15 protein-coding genes are annotated in these 18,554 nt (G+C 75.2%); 8 read left to right on the forward strand and 7 right to left on the reverse strand.

Features of this window, described 5'->3' with window-relative positions; genetic code table 11:
- Window positions 1-345: 345 nt before the first annotated feature.
- Window positions 346-1,902 carry an SCO7613 C-terminal domain-containing membrane protein gene (locus LPA27_RS13710; RefSeq protein ID WP_228942802.1) on the forward strand — a complete coding sequence of 519 codons (1,557 nt, stop codon included), beginning with the start codon at window positions 346-348 and terminating at the stop codon, window positions 1,900-1,902.
- Window positions 1,903-1,941: 39 nt separating this feature from the next.
- Here LPA27_RS13710 and LPA27_RS13715 read toward each other — a convergent pair whose 3' ends face one another.
- Window positions 1,942-2,748, reverse strand: a complete 807-nt coding sequence (locus tag LPA27_RS13715) for an alpha/beta fold hydrolase (RefSeq protein WP_228942803.1) — start codon at window positions 2,746-2,748, stop codon at window positions 1,942-1,944.
- A gap of 132 nt (window positions 2,749-2,880) precedes the next feature.
- On the opposite strand from LPA27_RS13715, the gene LPA27_RS13720 reads away from it, so the two are divergent.
- A complete protein-coding gene (locus LPA27_RS13720; RefSeq protein WP_228942804.1) occupies window positions 2,881-5,763 on the forward strand; it encodes a sensor histidine kinase in 2,883 nt (960 codons plus the stop codon).
- Here the strand turns inward: LPA27_RS13720 and LPA27_RS13725 are convergent.
- Window positions 5,712-6,092 (reverse strand): response regulator transcription factor, encoded by a 381-nt coding sequence (locus LPA27_RS13725; protein WP_228942805.1) that lies wholly within the window; start codon window positions 6,090-6,092, stop codon window positions 5,712-5,714. The two genes, LPA27_RS13720 and LPA27_RS13725, sit on opposite strands and share 52 nt — an antisense overlap.
- Window positions 6,083-7,153 (reverse strand): winged helix family transcriptional regulator, encoded by a 1,071-nt coding sequence (locus LPA27_RS13730; protein ID WP_228942806.1) that lies wholly within the window; start codon window positions 7,151-7,153, stop codon window positions 6,083-6,085. Before LPA27_RS13730 ends, LPA27_RS13725 begins: the two co-directional genes overlap by 10 nt.
- 147 nt (window positions 7,154-7,300) lie before the next feature.
- Between LPA27_RS13730 and LPA27_RS13735 the strand changes: the two genes are divergently transcribed.
- The 5 genes from LPA27_RS13735 (at window position 7,301) to LPA27_RS13755 (ending at window position 12,770) form a co-directional block, all read left to right on the forward strand.
- The gene (locus LPA27_RS13735) at window positions 7,301-8,524 is read left to right on the forward strand and encodes a TerC family protein (protein ID WP_228942807.1); all 1,224 of its coding nucleotides are present in this window, start codon (window positions 7,301-7,303) and stop codon (window positions 8,522-8,524) included.
- Between the two features lie 110 nt (window positions 8,525-8,634).
- Complete coding sequence (locus LPA27_RS13740; RefSeq protein ID WP_228942808.1) at window positions 8,635-9,609, forward strand: lipid kinase; 975 nt, start codon at window positions 8,635-8,637, stop codon at window positions 9,607-9,609.
- A gap of 84 nt (window positions 9,610-9,693) precedes the next feature.
- A complete protein-coding gene (locus LPA27_RS13745) occupies window positions 9,694-10,041 on the forward strand; it encodes a hypothetical protein (RefSeq protein ID WP_056863355.1) in 348 nt (115 codons plus the stop codon).
- Window positions 10,042-10,045: 4 nt separating this feature from the next.
- On the forward strand, window positions 10,046-11,482 hold the full coding sequence (locus LPA27_RS13750) for a hypothetical protein (protein ID WP_228942809.1): 1,437 nt from the start codon (window positions 10,046-10,048) through the stop codon (window positions 11,480-11,482).
- A 118-nt stretch (window positions 11,483-11,600) separates the two neighbouring features.
- Window positions 11,601-12,770: a Glu/Leu/Phe/Val family dehydrogenase gene (locus tag LPA27_RS13755; protein WP_228942810.1), complete on the forward strand. Its 1,170-nt coding sequence runs from the start codon at window positions 11,601-11,603 to the stop codon at window positions 12,768-12,770.
- Between the two features lie 79 nt (window positions 12,771-12,849).
- Here the strand turns inward: LPA27_RS13755 and LPA27_RS13760 are convergent, their stop codons facing one another.
- The 3 genes from LPA27_RS13760 to purF all read right to left on the reverse strand — a co-directional run bounded on the left by LPA27_RS13760 (window position 12,850) and on the right by purF (window position 15,940).
- Window positions 12,850-13,038 (reverse strand): DUF3073 domain-containing protein, encoded by a 189-nt coding sequence (locus LPA27_RS13760; RefSeq protein ID WP_056863354.1) that lies wholly within the window; start codon window positions 13,036-13,038, stop codon window positions 12,850-12,852.
- Between the two features lie 256 nt (window positions 13,039-13,294).
- Window positions 13,295-14,374, reverse strand: coding sequence for a phosphoribosylformylglycinamidine cyclo-ligase (gene purM, locus LPA27_RS13765; RefSeq protein WP_056863353.1), 1,080 nt, complete (start codon window positions 14,372-14,374; stop codon window positions 13,295-13,297).
- A gap of 21 nt (window positions 14,375-14,395) precedes the next feature.
- On the reverse strand, window positions 14,396-15,940 hold the full coding sequence (gene purF / locus LPA27_RS13770; protein ID WP_056863352.1) for an amidophosphoribosyltransferase: 1,545 nt from the start codon (window positions 15,938-15,940) through the stop codon (window positions 14,396-14,398).
- Between the two features lie 267 nt (window positions 15,941-16,207).
- Here purF and LPA27_RS13775 point away from each other — a divergent pair, with 267 nt between their 5' ends.
- Window positions 16,208-18,058 (forward strand): ATP-binding protein, encoded by a 1,851-nt coding sequence (locus LPA27_RS13775; RefSeq protein WP_228942811.1) that lies wholly within the window; start codon window positions 16,208-16,210, stop codon window positions 18,056-18,058.
- Window positions 18,059-18,076: 18 nt separating this feature from the next.
- On the opposite strand, the gene LPA27_RS13780 is transcribed toward LPA27_RS13775, so the two are convergent.
- On the reverse strand, window positions 18,077-18,547 hold the full coding sequence (locus LPA27_RS13780) for a (2Fe-2S)-binding protein (RefSeq protein ID WP_056863350.1): 471 nt from the start codon (window positions 18,545-18,547) through the stop codon (window positions 18,077-18,079).
- Window positions 18,548-18,554: the final 7 nt, after the last annotated feature.

Genomic DNA, 18,554 nt, shown 5'->3' on the forward strand with positions numbered 1-18,554 from the left:
AGGAGCAGCGCCTGCACGCCGAGCTGGCCGAGACCCGCGACGCCCTGCAGCGGTCCTACCTGCGCCCGTCGTACCGGGCTGTGGACCACGACCCACGGCCCGGCGCTGCTGGTCACCGCCGCGCTCGCGCTGCTCCCCGTCGTCTGGTCCCCGGCCCGCACCACCGGGGCCTCCACCGGGACGCCTCCCGGGTCCGTCGCCGCTCCCGACGTCCCCGCCGATGGCGGCGCCCCTGACGCGGGCGACACCTCCCGCCGTGGCCACGCAGGCCGCGCCGCCCACCCGGGCCGCGCGGACCACGCAGACCACCCGGGCCGCCGACCGACGCGGCTGCACGCCTGCGTCGTGCTGGCGGGCGCCCTGGCCTCCCTGGCCCTCGTCCTGCCGGCCCTCGACGAGGGGCCCACCGGAGTCACCCTGGCCGCCGGCGCGGTCTGCGTCGCGTGGGCCCTGGCAGCGCGGGGCGTGCCGGCCCCGTGGCGGGTCGCGGTCACCGTGCCCGCCGTCGTCGCGGCCGCACCGGTCGCCGTCACCGCCGCGACCTTGGCCGCGGCCGCCGTGGTCAGGCTGCTGGCGGTCGGCGAGCCGCTGAGCCGATCCGCCGGTGTGCGGCTCTCGGGCGAGCTGCCCGCCCCGGCGTGGCTGGTGCTGCCCTCCGCGCTCGCCCTCGGTGTGCTCGCCGCGACGCTGACGCGCCCGGGCACTCGGCCGGACGTCGCCGCCACCCCGACCCGCGCCCTCCGCGACCCGGCCCTCCGGCGCGGTGCGGCCGCGGTCACGCTGATCGCCGCGGTGCTGGTCGCGCTCACGAGCGCCCCGCTGGCGGCCGTGGTGCTCCTCCTCTGCGTCGCCGGTGGCCTGCTCACCCTTCCCGCCACCCGTCACGCCGCCGGCACCGCCGCCGGCACCGCCCCCGGCGCCGGCACCCACGAGACCCGGGACCTCCACGACACCGACGTGGGTCTGGCGCTGCTCGTCGTGGCCGTCGTGGCGGCCCTCCCCAGCGCCGCCCTCGGCGCCGTGGCCGCCGTCGCGGCCCTCGGCGTCTCCCTGGTCGCGGCCCACCGGCGCCCCGCCCCGCCGTCGCTCGTGGTGCTCACGGCCGCCTGTGGGTGGGCGGTGTGGTCGGGCGGTGACGCCGCAGGGCTGGGCGCCACCACGCTGGGCCCCGCCGTCGTGGTGGCCGTCGGGGCGCTCGCCCTGTGGCGGGCCCGGCCCGTGGTCGAGCTGACCGCGCTGACGACCGCCGTCCTCGCCTCCGCCGCGGCCGTCGACGCCGCGGCCGACGCGGCCGGTCGCGACGGCGCGGGGTCGACGTACGACGCGGCGGCGGCGGTGGCCCTCCACCTCACGCTGGTCGGCGCCCTCGTCGTGGCCGCGGCGCTGCTGCGGGTCGAGCGACGACCGGCCGGGTGGCTGGGCGGCACGCTGCTCACGGCCGCCAGCTGGGTGCGGCTGGCCGACGCCGGGGTGACCCAGCCGGAGGCCTACGCGCTGCCGGCCGCGCTGGCCCTGCTCGTGCTGGGTGCGCACCGGCTGCAGAGCGACCCCGCCGCCTCGACCCGGTCGGCGCTCGGCAGCGGCCTGCTGCTCGCCACCGTGCCCAGCCTGCTGCGGGTGCTGGTCGACGACCCGGTCAGCCCCCGCGCCCTGCTGCTCGGGCTCGCCTGCCTGGGCCTCGTGCTGCTCGGGGCCCGGCTGCGCCTCGCCGCTCCCCTGGTGGTCGGGGTCGTCGTCGGCGGCGTGCTCGTGCTGGCCGAGGCGGCGCCGTGGGCGGCGCAGACCCCGCAGTGGGTGCTGCTCGGCCTCACCGGGACGCTGCTGACCGTGGTCGGCGTGACCTGGGAGCGCCGGCTCGCCCAGGTGCGCGCCGGGTCGGCCTACCTGGCCCGGCTGCGCTGACCCGCCCGCCGGTGGGCCCGGCCCTCCCAGCGTCCCCTCTCAGCCCCCGAGGAGCGCGGCCACCTCGGCGGGCCGCTCCAGCACGGTGAGGTGGCCGGTCGCGGGCAGCACGTGGAGCGACGTCGGCAGGTGGTCGGGCCGCAGCCGCGCCATCTGCGTCGCGCGCTCGGGCGGGGTCTCCCCGTCCTCCTCGCCGAAGAGCAGCACGACCTCGCGGGGGTGGCCGGCCACCACCGCGGACGTGTCGGGCCGCGCGGCGACCGCCCTCGCGACCCAGGCGACGCCGTCGGGGTCGGCGCCCAGGATCAGCCCCCGCACCAGGTCGGCGAGCCCGGGCTGCTCGCGGCGGGCGGTCGGGCCGAGCCCTCCCTCGACCGAGTCGAGCAGCGAGGTGGTCGACCGGCTGGTCTCGACCTCCTCGGCCGTCGCCCGCCGCTCGGCGGGCACGTCGGGCTCGATGGGCCACGGGGTCGTGCTGGCGAGCACGAGGCGACCGACCCGCTCGGGTGCGAGGCCGGCCAGGCGCAGGGCGGCGTAGCCCCCGGTCGAGATGCCGAGCACGTCGGCCCGCTCGACCCCGGCGGCGTCGAGCACGGCCAGCAGGGCGGCGGCGACGTGGTCCATCGACGCCTCCTCCGTCGGCACGGCGCTGCGTCCCAGCCCCGGCAGGTCGACCACCAGCACCCGCGCGCCCTGCGCCAGCAGGGGGGCCAGCCGCTCGAAGATCCGGCCTGACAGCGGGAAGGCGTGCAGCAGCAGCCAGGTGCGCTCGCCCCCGCCCAGGTCGTCGTACGCCGGGAGCGCCCCGGTCGAGGTCGGGGCCGGGGGCGGCGTCGTCGTGTCCACCGCTCGATCATGGCGGGCGCCCGAAACCCGACGGCGCTCGCCAGCCCCGGGTGGGCGACGCCGCAGGCGTCTCGACGTGAAGGTTCTGTGTAGGAGCCTCACGTCGGACTCGGCGGGGCCGACGATGGTCGGGTGACCACGTCCGCTGCTCTCGGACGCCGCGGGCCGTCGGCGCGCGGCGGCAGCCCCGACACCCTGCTCACCCTGCTGGCCCTGGCCGCGACCTTCGCCCTCAGCGTCGCGTCGGTGACCCTGCGTCCCGAGGGCGCGCCGGTGGCGGCGTGGTGGCCCGCCGCCGGGGTCTCGGCCCTCGTGGTGGCCCTCTCGCCGGTACGCCGGTGGGCGCTGCTGGCCGCGGCCCTCGTGGGCCTGTCCTTCGCGGCCAACCTGGTCGGCGACCGGCCACCGGGGCTGGCGTTGATGTTCGGCGTCACCAACACCGCCGAGTCCCTGGCCGTCGCGCTCCTGCTCGGGGCCCACCGCCGTCGCCCCGTCCTGGCCAGCTTCGAGGACCTGGGTCGGCTGTTCCTCGCCGCGGCCGGGGGCGCGGCCGTGGCGGGTGTGCTGGCCGGCACCGCCGTCGAGCTGGTCGGCACGGGATCGCTGCTCGCGGTCGCGCGCACCGTGATGGCGACCCACGCGGCGTCGGTGCTGATCGTCGTGCCCCTCGGCCTCCTGATGGCCGGGAGGCTCACCGAGGGTGGGCCGGCGCGCGTCGCATCGTTCGAGGTGCTGGTGCAGTCGCTGGCCGCGGCCGCCACCTTCGGCGTCGTGTTCGGCGCCACCCACGAGTACCCGATCGCGTTCCTCCCGCTCCCGCTGCTGGCCTGGGCCGCCGCACGGTTCCCGGCGCGCGTCGCCGGCGGCCAGATGCTCGCGGCCGGTGTCGCGGTGACCGTGCTGAGCGACCTGGGCCGCGGTCCGTTCGGGGACCTCAGCGGCCCGGCCACCACGCTGGCGGCGCTCCAGCAGAGCTACCTCGTCATCCTCGTCCTGGTCACCCTCCCCCTGGCCATCGCCACCAGCCAGCGCGCCGCCGCCCTCCGGGTGGTCGTCGGCGAGCGCGAGCGCTACCGCCGCGGGATCCGGGAGTCGCTCATCGGCATGGTGCTGCTGCGCCACACCGACGGGGACCTCGTGGTCGTCGAGCTCAACGACGCGGCCGCCGACCTCCTCGGCGTCCCCGAGGCCGAGCTGGTGGAGCGGCCCTGGACCCGGGGCCTGGCCGCCTCCCAGCGCGCACTCCTGCGCTCGGCGGTGGGGTCGCTGGAGGCCGGGCACTCCCCGACCTGGGAGAGCGAGCTGTGGCTGGAGACCTCTCCGCCACGCTGCGTGCGGCTCGGCCTGTCGGTGGTGCCCGACGCCGCCGAGGGCCGGCTCGTGGTCGCGCAGCTGGTCGACCTCACCGCGGCCCGCACCTCCCAGGCCGAGCTCACCCACGAGCGCGACTTCACCCGCGCCGTGCTCGACAGCGTCGGCTCCCTCGTCGTCGTGCTCGACGCCGACGGAGGTGTGCTCCAGGTCAACACCGCCACCGAGTCCAGCACGGGGGCGCGCGCGACGAGCCTCGTCGGGGCGCCGGCGACGGCGGCGCTGGTGTGCCCCGACAGCGCGGCCGCCTTCGAGGCGGCACTCGCGGCGTGCCTGGCCGGGGAGACCGGCGCGGTGCACGAGCTGCTGTGGCGCGGGCGATCGGCTCGCCGCGAGGTGCTGACCACGCTGGCGCTGCTCCGGCACGACACCGGCGCCCCGCTCGTGGTGATGACCGGGCTCGACGTGACCGACCAGCGCCACACCGCGCACCAGCTGCAGACCGTGCTCGACGCCACCTCGGGCGCGATCATCGTCGGCACCGACGCCGCCGGCCTCATCACCTTCTTCAACCGGGGCGCCCAGGAGAGCCTGGGGTGGAGCGCGGAGGAGGTCGTCGGGCGCATGACCAAGCTGGCGCTCCACGACCCCGAGGAGGTGGCCGGTCACGCCCGCCGTCTCGGCGTCGCTCCCACGTTCGAGGTCTTCACCGCGCTCGCCCAGCAGCCCGACCCGCCCGAACTGGACTGGACGCTCATCCGCAAGGACGGCGGTCGCCTCACCGTCAGCCTCACCGTCAACCTCCTGCGCGACGCCTCCGGCGCGGTGACCGGCGTGGTCGGCGTGGCCCAGGACGTCACCGAGCGCCGTCGCAGCGAGCAGGCGCTCGAGATCGCCCTCGAGCACGAGCGGCAGGCGGTGAGCCGGCTCTCGGAGCTCGACCGCATCAAGACCGACTTCGTGGCCTCCATCAGCCACGAGCTGCGCACGCCGATGACCAGCGTGCTCGGCTTCACCCAGGTCCTCGACTCCGAGGCGGCCGGGCCCCTCTCCGAGGAGCAGCACGCCCTGCTGGGGCGCGTCGACCGCAACGGTCGCCGCCTGCTGCGCCTGATCGAGAACCTCCTCGACCTCTCCCGCATCGAGTCGGGCGCCATCTCCATGGCCCGCGAGCACCTCGACGTGCACCGCGTCGTGATCTCGGCGATGGAGGCCTGCTCCGAGCTCGTCCGGGCCCGGTCGATCGAGCTGGTGCACGACCTGGACACCCCGCCCGCCGAGGTCGTCGGCGACTTCGACCAGCTGGAGCGCGCCGTGATGAACCTCGTCGGCAACGCCGTGAAGTTCACCCCCGACGGCGGCCACGTCACGCTCACCGTGACCACCGTCGGGTCCGAGGCCGTCATCGAGGTCAGCGACGACGGCATCGGGATCGACCAGGCCGACCTGCCTCGGGTGTGGGACCGGTTCTACCGCTCGGCCAGCGCCTCCGACGCCGCCATCGAGGGCACCGGGCTGGGCCTGAGCATCGTCCGCTCCATCGTGGAGGCCCACGGCGGGCGCGTCGACCTCGACTCCGCGCCGCGCGCGGGCACGACCGTGCGCCTCGTCCTGCCGCTCGCCTGCTCCCCGAGCGAGCACGGTGCGACGCCTCAGGCCGGTCGACCGTCGGCGACGAGCCGGCCGACCCTCTTCACGAAGTAGCCCACGTCGAAGGGCTTGGCGATGTAGTCGTCGGCGCCGCTGTCGATGCCGGCCCTGACGTCGTCGGCGCGTGCCCGGGCCGTCAGCAGCAGCACCGGCAGGTCGGCGGTGGCCGGGTCGGCGCGCAGCGCCCGGGTCACGGCCAGGCCGTCGAGGTCGCCGGGCATCGCGATGTCGAGCACGGCGACCGCCGGGCGCCGCTCGCGGCAGGCCGCGAGGGCGGCGTCGCCCTGGCCGACGCCGACCACCTCGTGCCCGGCCTGGCCGAGGATGAGCGTGACCAGCTCCCTGAGGTCGGGGTCGTCCTCGGCCACCACGATCACCGCCACGACGACCCCCCTGCCTCCCCGACCGGCACGGCGGGCGCGAGCACCCCGGGGTCGCGGACGCAGCGCCCCTCCAGCTCCACCGCATGGGTCGCGACACGGGCCAGCAGCTGCTCGAGACGGTCGAGCAGGTCACCGGGCGCCTGGGCGGCGCCGGCCGGCGCGACCACCGCGCCGCGCAGCAGGTAGACCGTCACCCGCACCGAGCTCAGCAGCGTGCTGAGCTCGTGGACGAGCTCGCGTGCCCCCAGCCGACCGGGCCCGGCCTGCTCGAAGGCCCGGGTGTCGGCGGTGGCGCTCGGCACGGCGATCCAGCGGTAGCCCGTGCCGCTCTCGGTGCGGATGAAGGTCGGCGCGGTCGCGTCGTCGCCGAGCTTGGCCCGCAGCGAGCGGATGTGGGCGCGCAGGGCGTCGCGCGTCTCGTCGCCGTGGCTCTCGTCCCAGGCCGAGCGCAGCAGCCCGCGATGGGTGAGCAGGACCCCCGGGCGGGTGGCCAGCGGCTCGAGCAGCCGCCACTCGGTCGGGGTCAGCCGCACCTCGCGACCGTCGCGGCGCACGCTGCGCTCGTGCAGGTCCACGACCAGCGGACCGAAGCGCAGCAGCGGTCCGGTCAGTGCCGCGTCGGGGTCGGGCTCGGCCCCGCACCGCCGCTCCAGGGCCCGCAGCGCCGCCGCGAGCAGCGCGTCGCCGCACCCGAGGTCGCGGACGTCGTCGGCGCCCGCGTCGAGCAGCCGCGCCGCGAGGAGCTCGCCGGGCGCCGCGACGTCGTCGTCGCCGTCGTCGTCACCGTCGAGGTCACGGCCGAGGTCGGAGTCGCGGTCGAGGTCGGCCAGCACCAGCACGGGCAGCGAGGACCACGCCCGCAGCTCGGCGAGCAGGGGTGTGACCCACCCGCCGTCGGTGCGCTCGGCGGCCACCACCACGCACCGCGGACCCGTCGTGGCCACCGCCTCCAGCGCCGAGCCGCGGTCGGCCGTCGCGGTCCGTCGGTCGGCGGACTCGATGCGGGCCGCCACGGCGTCGGCGCGGTCCTGCCCACCGGCGACGACGAGGATGTGGGGCATCGAGCCAGGCTAGTGCCCCGCCGGGCCCGGCGGGGCGCTTCGGGCCTGCTCCACACGCCCAACCGGGGGAGCGCAGCCGCCGCCCGCCGACCCTAGGCTGTCCGCGCCGGCACACCGCCGACCCACCGAGCAGATGGAGCGTTGACGATGGAAGTCCCCACCTGGGTCTGGACCCTCACCGTGGTCGGCATCATCGGCATGCTGCTCTTCGACTTCGTGTTCCACGTGCGCAAGGCCCACGTGCCGACGCTCAAGGAGGCCTCGGTCTGGTCGGCGCTCTACGTCGGCATCGCCGTGCTGTTCGGCCTCGGGGTGCTGTGGTTCGGCGGCGGCACGATGGGCGGGGAGTACTTCGCGGGCTACATCACCGAGAAGGCGCTCAGCGTCGACAACCTGTTCGTCTTCCTGATCATCATGACCAGCTTCCGGGTGCCGCGCGAGGACCAGCAGAAGGTGCTGCTCTTCGGCATCGTCTTCGCCCTGATCGCCCGCACCGGCTTCATCTTCCTGGGCGCGGCCCTGATCAACCAGTTCGCCTGGGTCTTCTACTTCTTCGGCCTCATCCTCATCCTGACCGCCGGCAACATGCTCAAGGGCGAGGCCCAGGGCGGCCACGACGAGGACGAGCAGAACTTCGTGGTGAAGCTGGCGCGCCGCTTCATCCGCACCTCCGAGGAGTTCGACGGCGACAAACTGACCACCGTGGTCGACGGCAAGAAGATGCTCACCCCGATGCTGCTGGTCATGGTGGCCATCGGCGGCACCGACATCCTCTTCGCCCTCGACTCCATCCCGGCGATCTTCGGCCTCACCCAGAACACCTTCATCGTCTTCACCGCCACGGCCTTCTCACTGCTGGGGCTGCGCCAGCTGTTCTTCCTCATCGAGGGCCTGCTCGAGCGCCTGATCTACCTGTCCTACGGCCTCGCGGCGATCCTGGCCTTCATCGGTGTGAAGCTCATCCTCCACGCGCTGCACGAGAACAACCTCGGCTTCATCAACGGCGGCGAGCACGTCGACGTCACCGAGATCAGCACCGGGGTCTCCCTCAGCGTGATCCTCGGCATCCTCGTCGTCACCGTGGTCGCCTCCCTGGTCAGCAAGAAGGGTCGGGCCAAGACCGCGATCGGCAACGCCCAGCGCCACGTCGACGCCTACCTCGACCTCGACTACACCGCCGACACCGCCGAGCGCGAGCGCATCTTCGGCAAGCTGATCCAGGAGGGCGAGCAGATCAAGGCCCTCGGCCCGAAGTACCGCCGCATGGTGCGCGACGAGCCGGGTCTCATGGCCAAGATCGAGAAGGCCCGCCAGCAGCACGAGGAGACCGTCACCGACGGTCGCCAGCGCAACCCCCTCACCGAGGTCTGAGCGCGGGCCCGTCGGTCCGGAGCGGACCGGCGGGCGGCGCGGAGGGGCGGCACAGCGCGGGCACAGCCGCGTCTCATCGGGTCCTCATCGAGGCGACCTACCCTCGTGCCATGGCACCCGAGCCCACCCCCGGTCCCCCGGCCCCGCGTCGCCGTACGACGGTCGTGGTCAACGCCGGCTCCCGCAGCGGCGCCGCGGCGCGCGACCGGCTGCCCGCCCTGCTGGCGCGCCACGACCTCGCCGACGCGCGGGTGCTGAGCGTCACCACCGGCGCCGAGCTCGCCGCCACCCTCGAGCGGGCCCTCGCCGAGGGTCCCGACCTGCTCGTGGTGGGCGGCGGCGACGGCAGCGTCTCGTGCGCCGCGGACCGCGTGGCCGGGTCCGACGTCGTGCTCGGCGTGCTGCCGCTCGGCACCGCCAACGACTTCGCCCGCACGCTCGAGATCCCGTCGGCGCTGGAGCAGGCCGTGGAGCACCTCGCGACGGGCAAGGTCGTCGACGTCGATCTCGGCCGCTGCGACGGGCGCGGCTTCCTCAACGTCGCCTCCCTCGGGCTCTCGGTCGGGGTCACCCAGCGCCTGCGCCCCGGCCTGAAGAAGCGCCTCGGCCCGCTGGCCTACCCCGTGGCGACGCTCGGGGCCTACCGCGGCCACGAGCCCTTCACCGCCCGGCTGGAGTTCCCCGACGGCGACCACGACACCCTCGCGCTGCACGACCTGATGCAGGTCGCGGTCGGCAACGGCCGCCACTACGGCGGCGGCAACGCCGTCGCGCCCAACGCCTCGGTCGACGACCACCTGCTCGACGTCTACGCCATCGAGCGCGGCCGGCTGCGCGACCACGTCTCGATCGCCCGCTTCCTCAAGGACGGGTCGTTCGTGGAGCACGAGAAGGTCCACCACCTCACCACCCGTCGGGTCCGCGTGGTCACCGACGAGCCGCTCCCGGTCAACCTCGACGGCGAGATCGCCGCGACCACGCCCGCGACCTTCGAGGTCCAGCGCAACGCCCTGCGCGTCGTCGTGCCGCAGACCAGCCGCGCCGCCGAGCTCGACGGGCCCCGCGCCGCCGCCGACCAGGGCTGAGCGCTGCGACCACGGCCGAGCATTGTGACCAGGGCTGAGCGCTGCGACCCGGGCCGGGAGCGGGGCCCGTAGGCTGGAGGGGCCATGAGCACACCGACCCCGCCGGCCCCGCGCCGCGCCCGCCACCTCATCGACCCGGCCAACCCGCCGGCACCGCCGTCGAGCCGGTCGCTGACCAACGTGCAGCAGTGGGTCATGTCGGTGCTGGCCGTCACCACGATCATGCACCTGTCGGTGGGGCTGGTGATCTCGGCGTTCTTCCTCGACGACTCCGAGGTCTCCGCCCGGGTCGGCCTCAACGTCATCGGCGCCGCCTTCGGCGTGGTCGCGGTGGCCGCCGGGCTGGCCATCCACCGTCGCTCCCCGCTCAGCCCGTGGCTGCTGCTCGGCACCCTGCCCGGCGTCGTCGGGCTCGTGCTCGTGCTCGCCTGACCCCGTGGGCGGCGCGACGGGCCTGCCCCGCTTCGAGGTGGCGGCCCGGCTGCGACCGGTCGACCTCGTCTCCCCCGGGTCGGTGCTGGTCGACGACGCCGCACCGGGCCCCGCCTCGGCCCACCCCACTCCCCACCCGGCGCCCTACGCCGCCGTGGAGGTCGAGCTGCCCGCGGCGGGGACGGCGCCCGGCCGGGACGCCCCGGTGCGCCTCGCCCTCGCCTCCGGCGACGACGAGCTGGGAGCGCTGTGGGACCCCGCCACCGGGGAGGTCTCCCTCGAGCTGCGCGTCGGCGCCACCACGTCACGTCACCTCAGCCGGCGGCACGGCCGGCCCAAGCAGCGCCCCGTGCGGCTCGGCCTGACCCTCACCGGGGTCCACCTCGCCGTCCACACCCACGACGGGCGGGCCTGGACCACCCGCGCCCGGGTCGACCTCGGCGCCGAGCGCGCCGCCGACCGCGGCGGGGCGGGCCGGGTCGACACGCGCGACGAGCGGTGGCTCGCGGCTCTCGTCACCACCCACTCCGGCCCCGTCGCGCGGGTGCGCGCCGGCGGCTTCGGCCAGCTCGGTCTGCGCGACCTGCGGCTGGTCGGCCACGCCGACGGCTCGGCGTACCGGCCCGGGGGCGACCTGCTGCTCAGCGCCACCAGCGCCGGGCCCGGCTTCTTCGACACCGCCCACACCTCGGTGTGGTCCCTCGACCCCGCCACCCTGGCACTCACCCACCGCTCCGACCTGTTCTTCCGACGGCCCGACCGGCCCGGGGCCTTCGGCGACCACGCCACCCACCTCGTGCGCGACGGCGAGCGCTGGCTGGTGGCCACGAGCACGTGGGGCGACTTCGACCGGCGCCGCGACGACGCGAGCGTCGCCGTCACCCTCGCCCGCCCGGACGGCGACGTCGACCTGCTCTCGGGCCGCCACCTGCTCGACACCGAGCCGCTGGCCCTCCCGGTCGACGGCCTGCGCGCGGCCGGGGTCCGCTCGGTCGGGGTGTGGGACCCCCACCTCGTGCGCGACGGCGACGGCTGGCTGGTGGGCTTCGTCTCGGCCCGGCGCTTCTTCGACTTCCACCCCGCCCTCGCCACCGGGCCCGCCCTCGAGGCCCTCACCCTGCGCGCGGTCTCCGCGCGGCGCCGCGCCACCGAGGGCACCACGCTGCTGCGCGTCGACGGCGCGTGGCGGGTGCTGGTCAGCGACGGGCGCGACGGGCGCCGGGGCCAGCGCCAGCAGCACGCCGTGCTCGACCTCGACCTCGCCAAGGTCGGCGTGCTCGACGCGCCCTACCCCACCAACATCCCCTGGCCCACGCTCGTCGACCTGGGCGAGGAGGGCTGGCTGATGGTCGCCTTCGACGGCACGCCGTACGCCGGGCCGCTGCCGGGCTACGGCACCCACGGGCGGGTCGTGGTGGCCCGGTCGGTCGCCGGGACCTGAGCCGCGGGGGCCGCTAGCCTGGGACGTGACCCGCGCCACCCCTGCGGGTCGTCCGTCAGCGCCACACCACCTCGTGGCCCGAGCAGAGAGCGGCCCCACCATGCCGACCAGTCCCACCATGACGACCAGCCCCACCACGACCGGCAGCCCCACCACGACCGGCAGCCCCACCACGACGACGCAGCCCGGCCCGGCGCAGCCGGCGTCGGTGCCCCTCGACGTCTTCGAGGCCGGCGCCGAGCACGAGCAGGTCGTCTTCGCCCAGGACCCCGCCACCGGCCTGCGCGCCGTCGTCGCGATCCACTCCACCGCCCTGGGTCCCGCCCTCGGCGGCACCCGGTTCCACCCCTACGCCTCGACCGCCGACGCCGTCCGCGACGTGCTCGCCCTCTCCCGCGGGATGTCCTACAAGGCGGCGCTGGCCGGGCTCGACCTGGGCGGCGGCAAGGCCGTCATCATCGGCGACCCCGCCACCCTGAAGTCCGAGGCCCTGCTGCGGGCCTACGGCCGCTTCGTGCAGACCCTCGGCGGTCGCTACAACACCGCCTGCGACGTCGGCACCTTCTCCGAGGACATGGACCACGTGGCCCGCGAGTGCGACTTCGTCACCGGCCGCACCCAGGCCCACGGCGGGGCCGGCGACAGCTCGGTGCTGACCGCCTACGGCGTCTTCCGGGGCATGCTCGCCTGTGCCGAGCACGTGTGGGGGTCGGCCACCCTGGCCGGACGCACCGTGGGCGTCGCCGGCGTCGGCAAGGTCGGACGCCACCTCGTGGAGCTGCTCGTGGAGGACGGCGCCGACGTCGTGGTCACCGACGTGCACGGCCCGGCCGTCGACGCAGTGCTGGCCGCGCACCCCGGGGTCCGCGCCGCCGCCTCGACCGCCGAGCTCGTCGCGCTGCCGCTCGACGTCTACGCACCCTGCGCGCTCGGTGGCGCGATCGACGACGACGTGCTCGCCGTGCTGCGCGCGAGCGTGGTGTGCGGCGCCGCCAACAACCAGCTCGCGCACCCCGGGGTCGACAAGGCGATGCTCGACCGAGGAATCGTCTACGCGCCCGACTACTGCGTCAACGCCGGCGGCCTCGTGCAGGTCGCCGACGAGCTCGACCCGCGTGGCTTCTCCTTCGAGCGCGCCCGCGCGCGGGCCCACCTGATCGGCGACACCACCCGCCGGGTGCTGGGACTCGCCGACACCGACGGGGTCTCCCCCGCCGTCGCCGCCGACCGGCTCGCCGAGGCCCGCATGCGCGACGTGGGTCGCCTGCGAGGCATCTGGGTCGGCTGAGGCCGAGAGCGACACCGGGCACACGCAGACGGCCGCCGGGCAGGGCCCGGCGGTCGTCTGGTGCGTGCGTCAGACGGAGTCAGTCACGACGCGGGTCGGCGTAGTCCGACCACTTCTCGAGCTCTTCGGGCTCGAGCTCGTCGGTGCTGTCCTGGTGGTTCTCGCCATGCAGCTCGTTGGCCAGCGCCCCGAAGTCCGTCTCGTGAGTGCGGTACTTCAGGTCGCGGGCGACCTTCGTCTGCTTGGCCTTAGCTCGGCCGCGCCCCATAGGGTCAGCCCCCTCGCACGCTCGGCCGGGGCCCATGGCTCCCGGGCTGTCTCTCGAATACTCGTGGCGCCAACGCTACCTGCTGCCCGGTCGTTCCCGCACACCAGTCCGGTGTTTCGGACCACCGATCTCGTCGGTCCGCCCCGCCGCGGGGCCGCCGACGGTGGATCGTGTCGTCGAAATCACCGTGGCCGGGCGAGCCGGGCCGTGCCGGGCCGGGCCGGTCCGAGCCCCGGTCCGACCCCGCCCGGAGGCCTCACCAGCCCGGGTGCTGGCCCGTCAGCAGGACGCGTCCGCCGTCGGTGTCGCTGCTGCTCACGTGGCCCGCGACCCAGGCCCGCACGCCGTGGCCGGCGAGCACGCCCACGGCCCGGTCGACCTCGGCGGCCGGCAGCATCGCCACCATGCCGACGCCGCAGTTGAGGGTGGCCTCGAGGTCGGGCTGCGAGACGTCGCCGACGCGCCGCACCAGGTCGAAGATCGGCTGCGGGGTCCAGGTCGCACGGTCGAGCACGGCCACGAGCTCCTCGGGCATGACCCGCTCGAGGTTGGCCGCCAGGCCACCGCCGGTGACGTGCGACATCGCGTGCACCTCGACGCTGTCGGCGAGGTCGAGGCAGGCCTTGGCGTAGATCCGGGTGGGGGTGAGCAGCTCCTCGCCCAGGGTGCGGCCGAGCTCGGGCACGTCGCGGTCCAGCGCCCAGCCGGCGCCGCCGTCGGCGGGGGCGCCGAGCAGCACGTGGCGCACCAGGGAGTAGCCGTTGGAGTGCAGGCCGCTGGCCTCCATGGCCAGCACCACGTCGCCGGGGCGCACCCGGCCCGGGCCGAGGAGGCGGTCGGCCTCGACCACGCCGGTGGTCGCGCCGGCCACGTCGTACTCGTCGGGGGCCAGCAGGCCGGGGTGCTCCGCGGTCTCGCCGCCGATGAGGGCGCAGCCGGCCTCCAGGCAGGCCTCGGCGATGCCCTTGACGATCGCGGCGATGCGCTCGGGCACGACCCGGCCGGTGGCGATGTAGTCGGTCATGAAGAGCGGCTCGGCGCCGCAGACCACGAGGTCGTCGACGACCATGCCGACCAGGTCGAAGCCGATGGTGTCGTGGACGTCCATCGCCTGGGCGATCGCCACCTTGGTGCCGACGCCGTCGGTGGAGGTGGCCAGCAGGGGCCGCTCGTAGCGGGTGAGGGCGGAGGCGTCGAAGAGGCCGGCGAAGCCGCCCAGCCCGCCGATCATCTCCGGGCGCCGGGCCTTGTCGACCCACACCTTCATCAGCTCGATGGCCTTGTCGGCCGCCTCGATGTTGACGCCCGCCTCGGCGTACGCGTTGGACTCGCTCACGGGTGACCTTCCGGGGTGGTGTCAGGGGTTGTTGAGCACGGGCAGCGCCTTGCCCAGGGTCGGCGAGGAGAGGGTGGTCTCCAGCAGGTGCTTGCCCAGCAGGTTCTCGTCGGGCAGCGGCACGGGGTACTCGCCGGTGAAGCAGGCCTGGCAGAGCCGCTCGGCGGGCTGCTTGGTGGACTGGATCATCCCGTCGAGGGAGATGTAGCCCAGGGTGTCGGCGCCGACGCTGGCGGCGATCTCCTCGGGGCTGAGGCCGTTGGCGATCAGCTCGGCGCGGGTGGCGAAGTCGATGCCGTAGAAGCAGGGCCACTTCACCGGCGGTGAGGAGATCCGCACGTGCACCTCGCGGGCGCCGGCCTCACGCAGCATCCTGACCTGGGCGCGCTGGGTGTTGCCGCGCACGATCGAGTCGTCGACCACGACGATCCGCTTGCCGCGGATCATGTGCTCCAGCGCGTTGAGCTTGAGCCGGATGCCGAGCTGGCGCAGCGTCTGGCTGGGCTGGATGAAGGTGCGCCCGACGTAGGCGTTCTTGACGAAGCCCTGACCGAAGGGGATGCCGCTCTCCTCGGCGTAGCCAGCAGCGGCCGGGGTGCCCGACTCGGGCACCGGGATGACCAGGTCGGCCTCGACGGGGTACTCGCGCGCCAGCTGGCGGCCCATCTCCACGCGCGACTCGTGCACGCTGCGCCCGGAGATGGTGGCGTCGGGGCGGGCGAGGTAGACGTACTCGAAGACGCAGCCCTTGCGGTCGGGCTCGGCGAAGCGGTGCGAGCGCAGGCCGTTCTCGTCGATGACGATCATCTCGCCCGGCTCGACCTCGCGCACGACGGAGGCGCCGATCGTGGCCAGGGCGGCGTCCTCGGAGGCCACGACCCAGCCGCGGTCGAGGCGGCCCAGCACCAGCGGGCGGATGCCCTGGGGGTCACGGGCGGCGTAGAGGGTGTTCTCGTTCATCCACACGAAGCAGAAGGCGCCGCGCAGCAGCGGGAGCACCTCGAGGGCACGCTGCTCCAGGGTGGAGTCGGGGTGGTGGGCCAGCAGCGCCGTCACCAGGCCGGTGTCGTTGGTGGAGTGCTCCACCGGGCGCTGGTGCAGGTCGAGCTCGTCGTCGGGGCCGGGCAGCGCCTCGACCATCTCGCGCAGCTCGTGGGAGTTGATGAGGTTGCCGTTGTGGCCCAGGGCGATGGACCCGTCGACGGTGGGCCGGAAGGTGGGCTGGGCGTTCTGCCACGTGCTGGCCCCGGTGGTGGAGTAGCGGGAGTGGCCGATCGCGAGGTGGCCCTTGAGCGAGTCGAGGGTGGTCTCGTCGAAGACCTGGGAGACCAGGCCCATGTCCTTGTAGACCAGGATCTGGCGGCCGTTGGAGACCGCGATGCCGGCCGACTCCTGCCCGCGGTGCTGGAGGGCGTAGAGACCGAAGTAGGTCAGCTTGGCGACGTCCTCCCCCGGGGCCCAGACGCCGAAGACGCCACACGCGTCCTGCGGTCCTTGGTCCTGCGGGTCGAGGGCCGTCGTGAGCCGGCCGTCCCCACCCCTGCGCGCGCTGCTGATGAAGGGCACGGCCCCCAGTCTAGGGCCCTCCCGGGGCGGCCGCCGACCATCGCCCAGCCCGCGGCGGCCGCGGCGCACGACACCCGGCGCGGCTCGCGCCGAGCCCCCTCCCCAGGTCGGGTGCCGCCCGGACTAGGCCGATCGACCCACCCGGCCCCGGACCGAACGGACAGGAACCGGGCCTGGCCTGGGCCGATCCCGGGTCAGCGCAGCCCCCTCACCCCTACTCTCGGGAGGAGCGCCCCACCGCCGGCGGGCGCTCGGAAGGGGTGCAGGGTGACGACGTGGCGCGCAGCGCTCGACGAGCCGACGCACGCTGCCCGCACGCTCGCGACCCGCCCCGCCGACGCACCCCGCCCCACGCCCAGCCCGGCCGGCGACGGGCTCCAGGTCGTCGCCGAGGGCGTCACCCGCATCGCCGGCTTCGGCGTGGCCGCCCTGTCGCTGGTGCGCGACGTCGACCAGCTCGAGGTGGTGGCGGTGGCCGGCGACGAGGACGCCGCGGGCGCGCTCCTCGGCACCCGCACCACGGTCGCCTCCCTCGAGGCGGAGATGGAGATCGCCGACGCGTGGGGGGCGCTGCGCTTCGTGCCCCAGGAGCGCCTCGACCACCTCGACCCCGACCTGACCGTCGACGGCTGGGTGCCCGAGCTCGTGCCGCTCGAGGGCCCCGACGCCTGGCACCCCCTCGACCTGCTGTGCGCCCCGCTGCTCGCCCCCGACGGCCGGCTCATCGGCCTGCTCTCGATGGACCTCCCCCGCGACGGTCGCCGCCCCGGGCCCGCGGCGCGCCGGGTGCTGGAGGAGTACGCCCGTCAGGCCGCCCACGCGGCGCTGCTCACGCTCCAGCGCGAGGAGCTGGCCGAGCAGGTGCGCCTCGCCGGCACCGCCCGCGAGATCGTCCGCAACGCCAGCAGCCACCACGGGCTCGCCCAGATCCTCGAGGAGACCGGCTCGGCGCTGGTGGAGGGCTTCGGCGCCGCCGGCATGTGGATCCAGGTCTTCGACGCCGACGACCGCGGCGCCAGCGTGCTGCTCGCCGTCGACGGCAGCGAGGTGGTGCTGCCCGCGCGCCTGGTGCGCGTCGCCGAGGCCGCTGCCCGCGAGTGCTGGTCGCGCCAGCGGGTCGAGGTCATCGACACCGGTCGGGAGCGCCACGCCGAGCTGCCCGCCGGCGACCACGCCGCCGTCGTGGCCTTCCTCGACTCGATCGGGGTCGGCTCCATCATGTTCGTGCCCATCGGCGCCGGCCCGGAGTGCCTGGGCAACCTCGTGCTCACCCGCGCCGCCACCTGCCCGGAGTGGACCGACGTGCAGGTCGAGGCCGTGCTCGACATCGGTCACGACCTGGGCCGGGTCGTGCTCAACGCCCGCGGCTTCGAGCGCGAGCACCGGCTGGTCAAGGAGCTCCAGGCCCTCGACGTCTACAAGACCCGCCTCATCGCCACCGTCTCCCACGAGCTGAAGAACCCCCTCACCTCCGTGGTCGGCCACCTCGAGCTGCTCACGGTGCTCGACGAGCTGCCTGCCCGGGCCACCGCCTCGCTCGCCGCGATCGGTCGCGGCACGACCAAGCTGGCCCGCGTGGTCGACGACCTGCTGCTGCTCTCGCGCGTGGGTGACCCCGAGCGCCTCGTCGAGGCCGAGCGCGTGGACCTGCTCGGCGTGGTCGCCGAGGCCCACGACCTGGTGCGGGTGGAGGCCCAGCGCCGCGAGGTCGCCCTCGCGCCGCCCCGGGCCGACGGCGCACCGGCGCGGCTGGTGGTCGAGGGCGACGCCGACGAGCTCGAGCGGGCGGTCACCAACCTGCTGGGCAACGCGGTCAAGTACAGCCCCCCGGGCAGCGAGGTGCAGGTGGTCGTGGGCTCGCGGCGTACGTCGGGATCGGCGGAGGTCGTGGTCGACGTCGTCGACCAGGGCATCGGCATCTCGGCCGAGGACCGCGGTCGGCTGTTCGAGGAGTTCTTCCGCTCGACCAACCCCGAGGCGCTCAGCCGCCCGGGCACGGGCCTGGGGCTGGCCATCGTGGCCCGCATCGCCGCCGGGCACGGCGGACGCGTCGAGGTCGCCTCCGAGCTGGGCCGCGGGAGCACGTTCTCGCTGTGCCTGCCCGCGGCCGCGCTCTGAGGCGACCCCGACTGCTGCTCACATGTCGCGGGCGCCCTGCAGGATCGCCTCGCGGATGCGGGTGTAGGTGCCGCACCGGCAGATGTTGCGGATGGTGTCGAGGTCGCGCTCGGTGATGCTGCGACCCTCGCGACGCACCTTGCGCACCAGCGCCACCGCGGCCATGATCTGGCCGGGCTGGCAGTAGCCGCACTGCGCGACGTCGCGGTCGATCCAGGCCTGCTGCATCGGGTGGAGCTTGCCGCCGTCGGCCAGCCCCTCGATGGTGGTGACGCGGTCCTTGGGCTTGAGGTCGCCCACCCGCACCGAGCAGGGGTTGAAGGCGCGGCCGTTGATGTGCGACGTGCACGCCTTGCACACGTTGATGCCGCAGCCGTACTTGGGGCCGGTGACCCCGAGCAGGTCGCGCAGCACCCAGAGCACGCGCACGTCGTCGTTCACGTTCACCGTGACCGGCTTGCCGTTGAGGATGAAGGTCTGCTTCGCCATGTCGGGC

This window comes from Nocardioides sp. Leaf374 (genome assembly GCF_916862475.1).
Classification (GTDB): Bacteria; Actinomycetota; Actinomycetes; order Propionibacteriales; family Nocardioidaceae; genus Nocardioides; species Nocardioides kribbensis.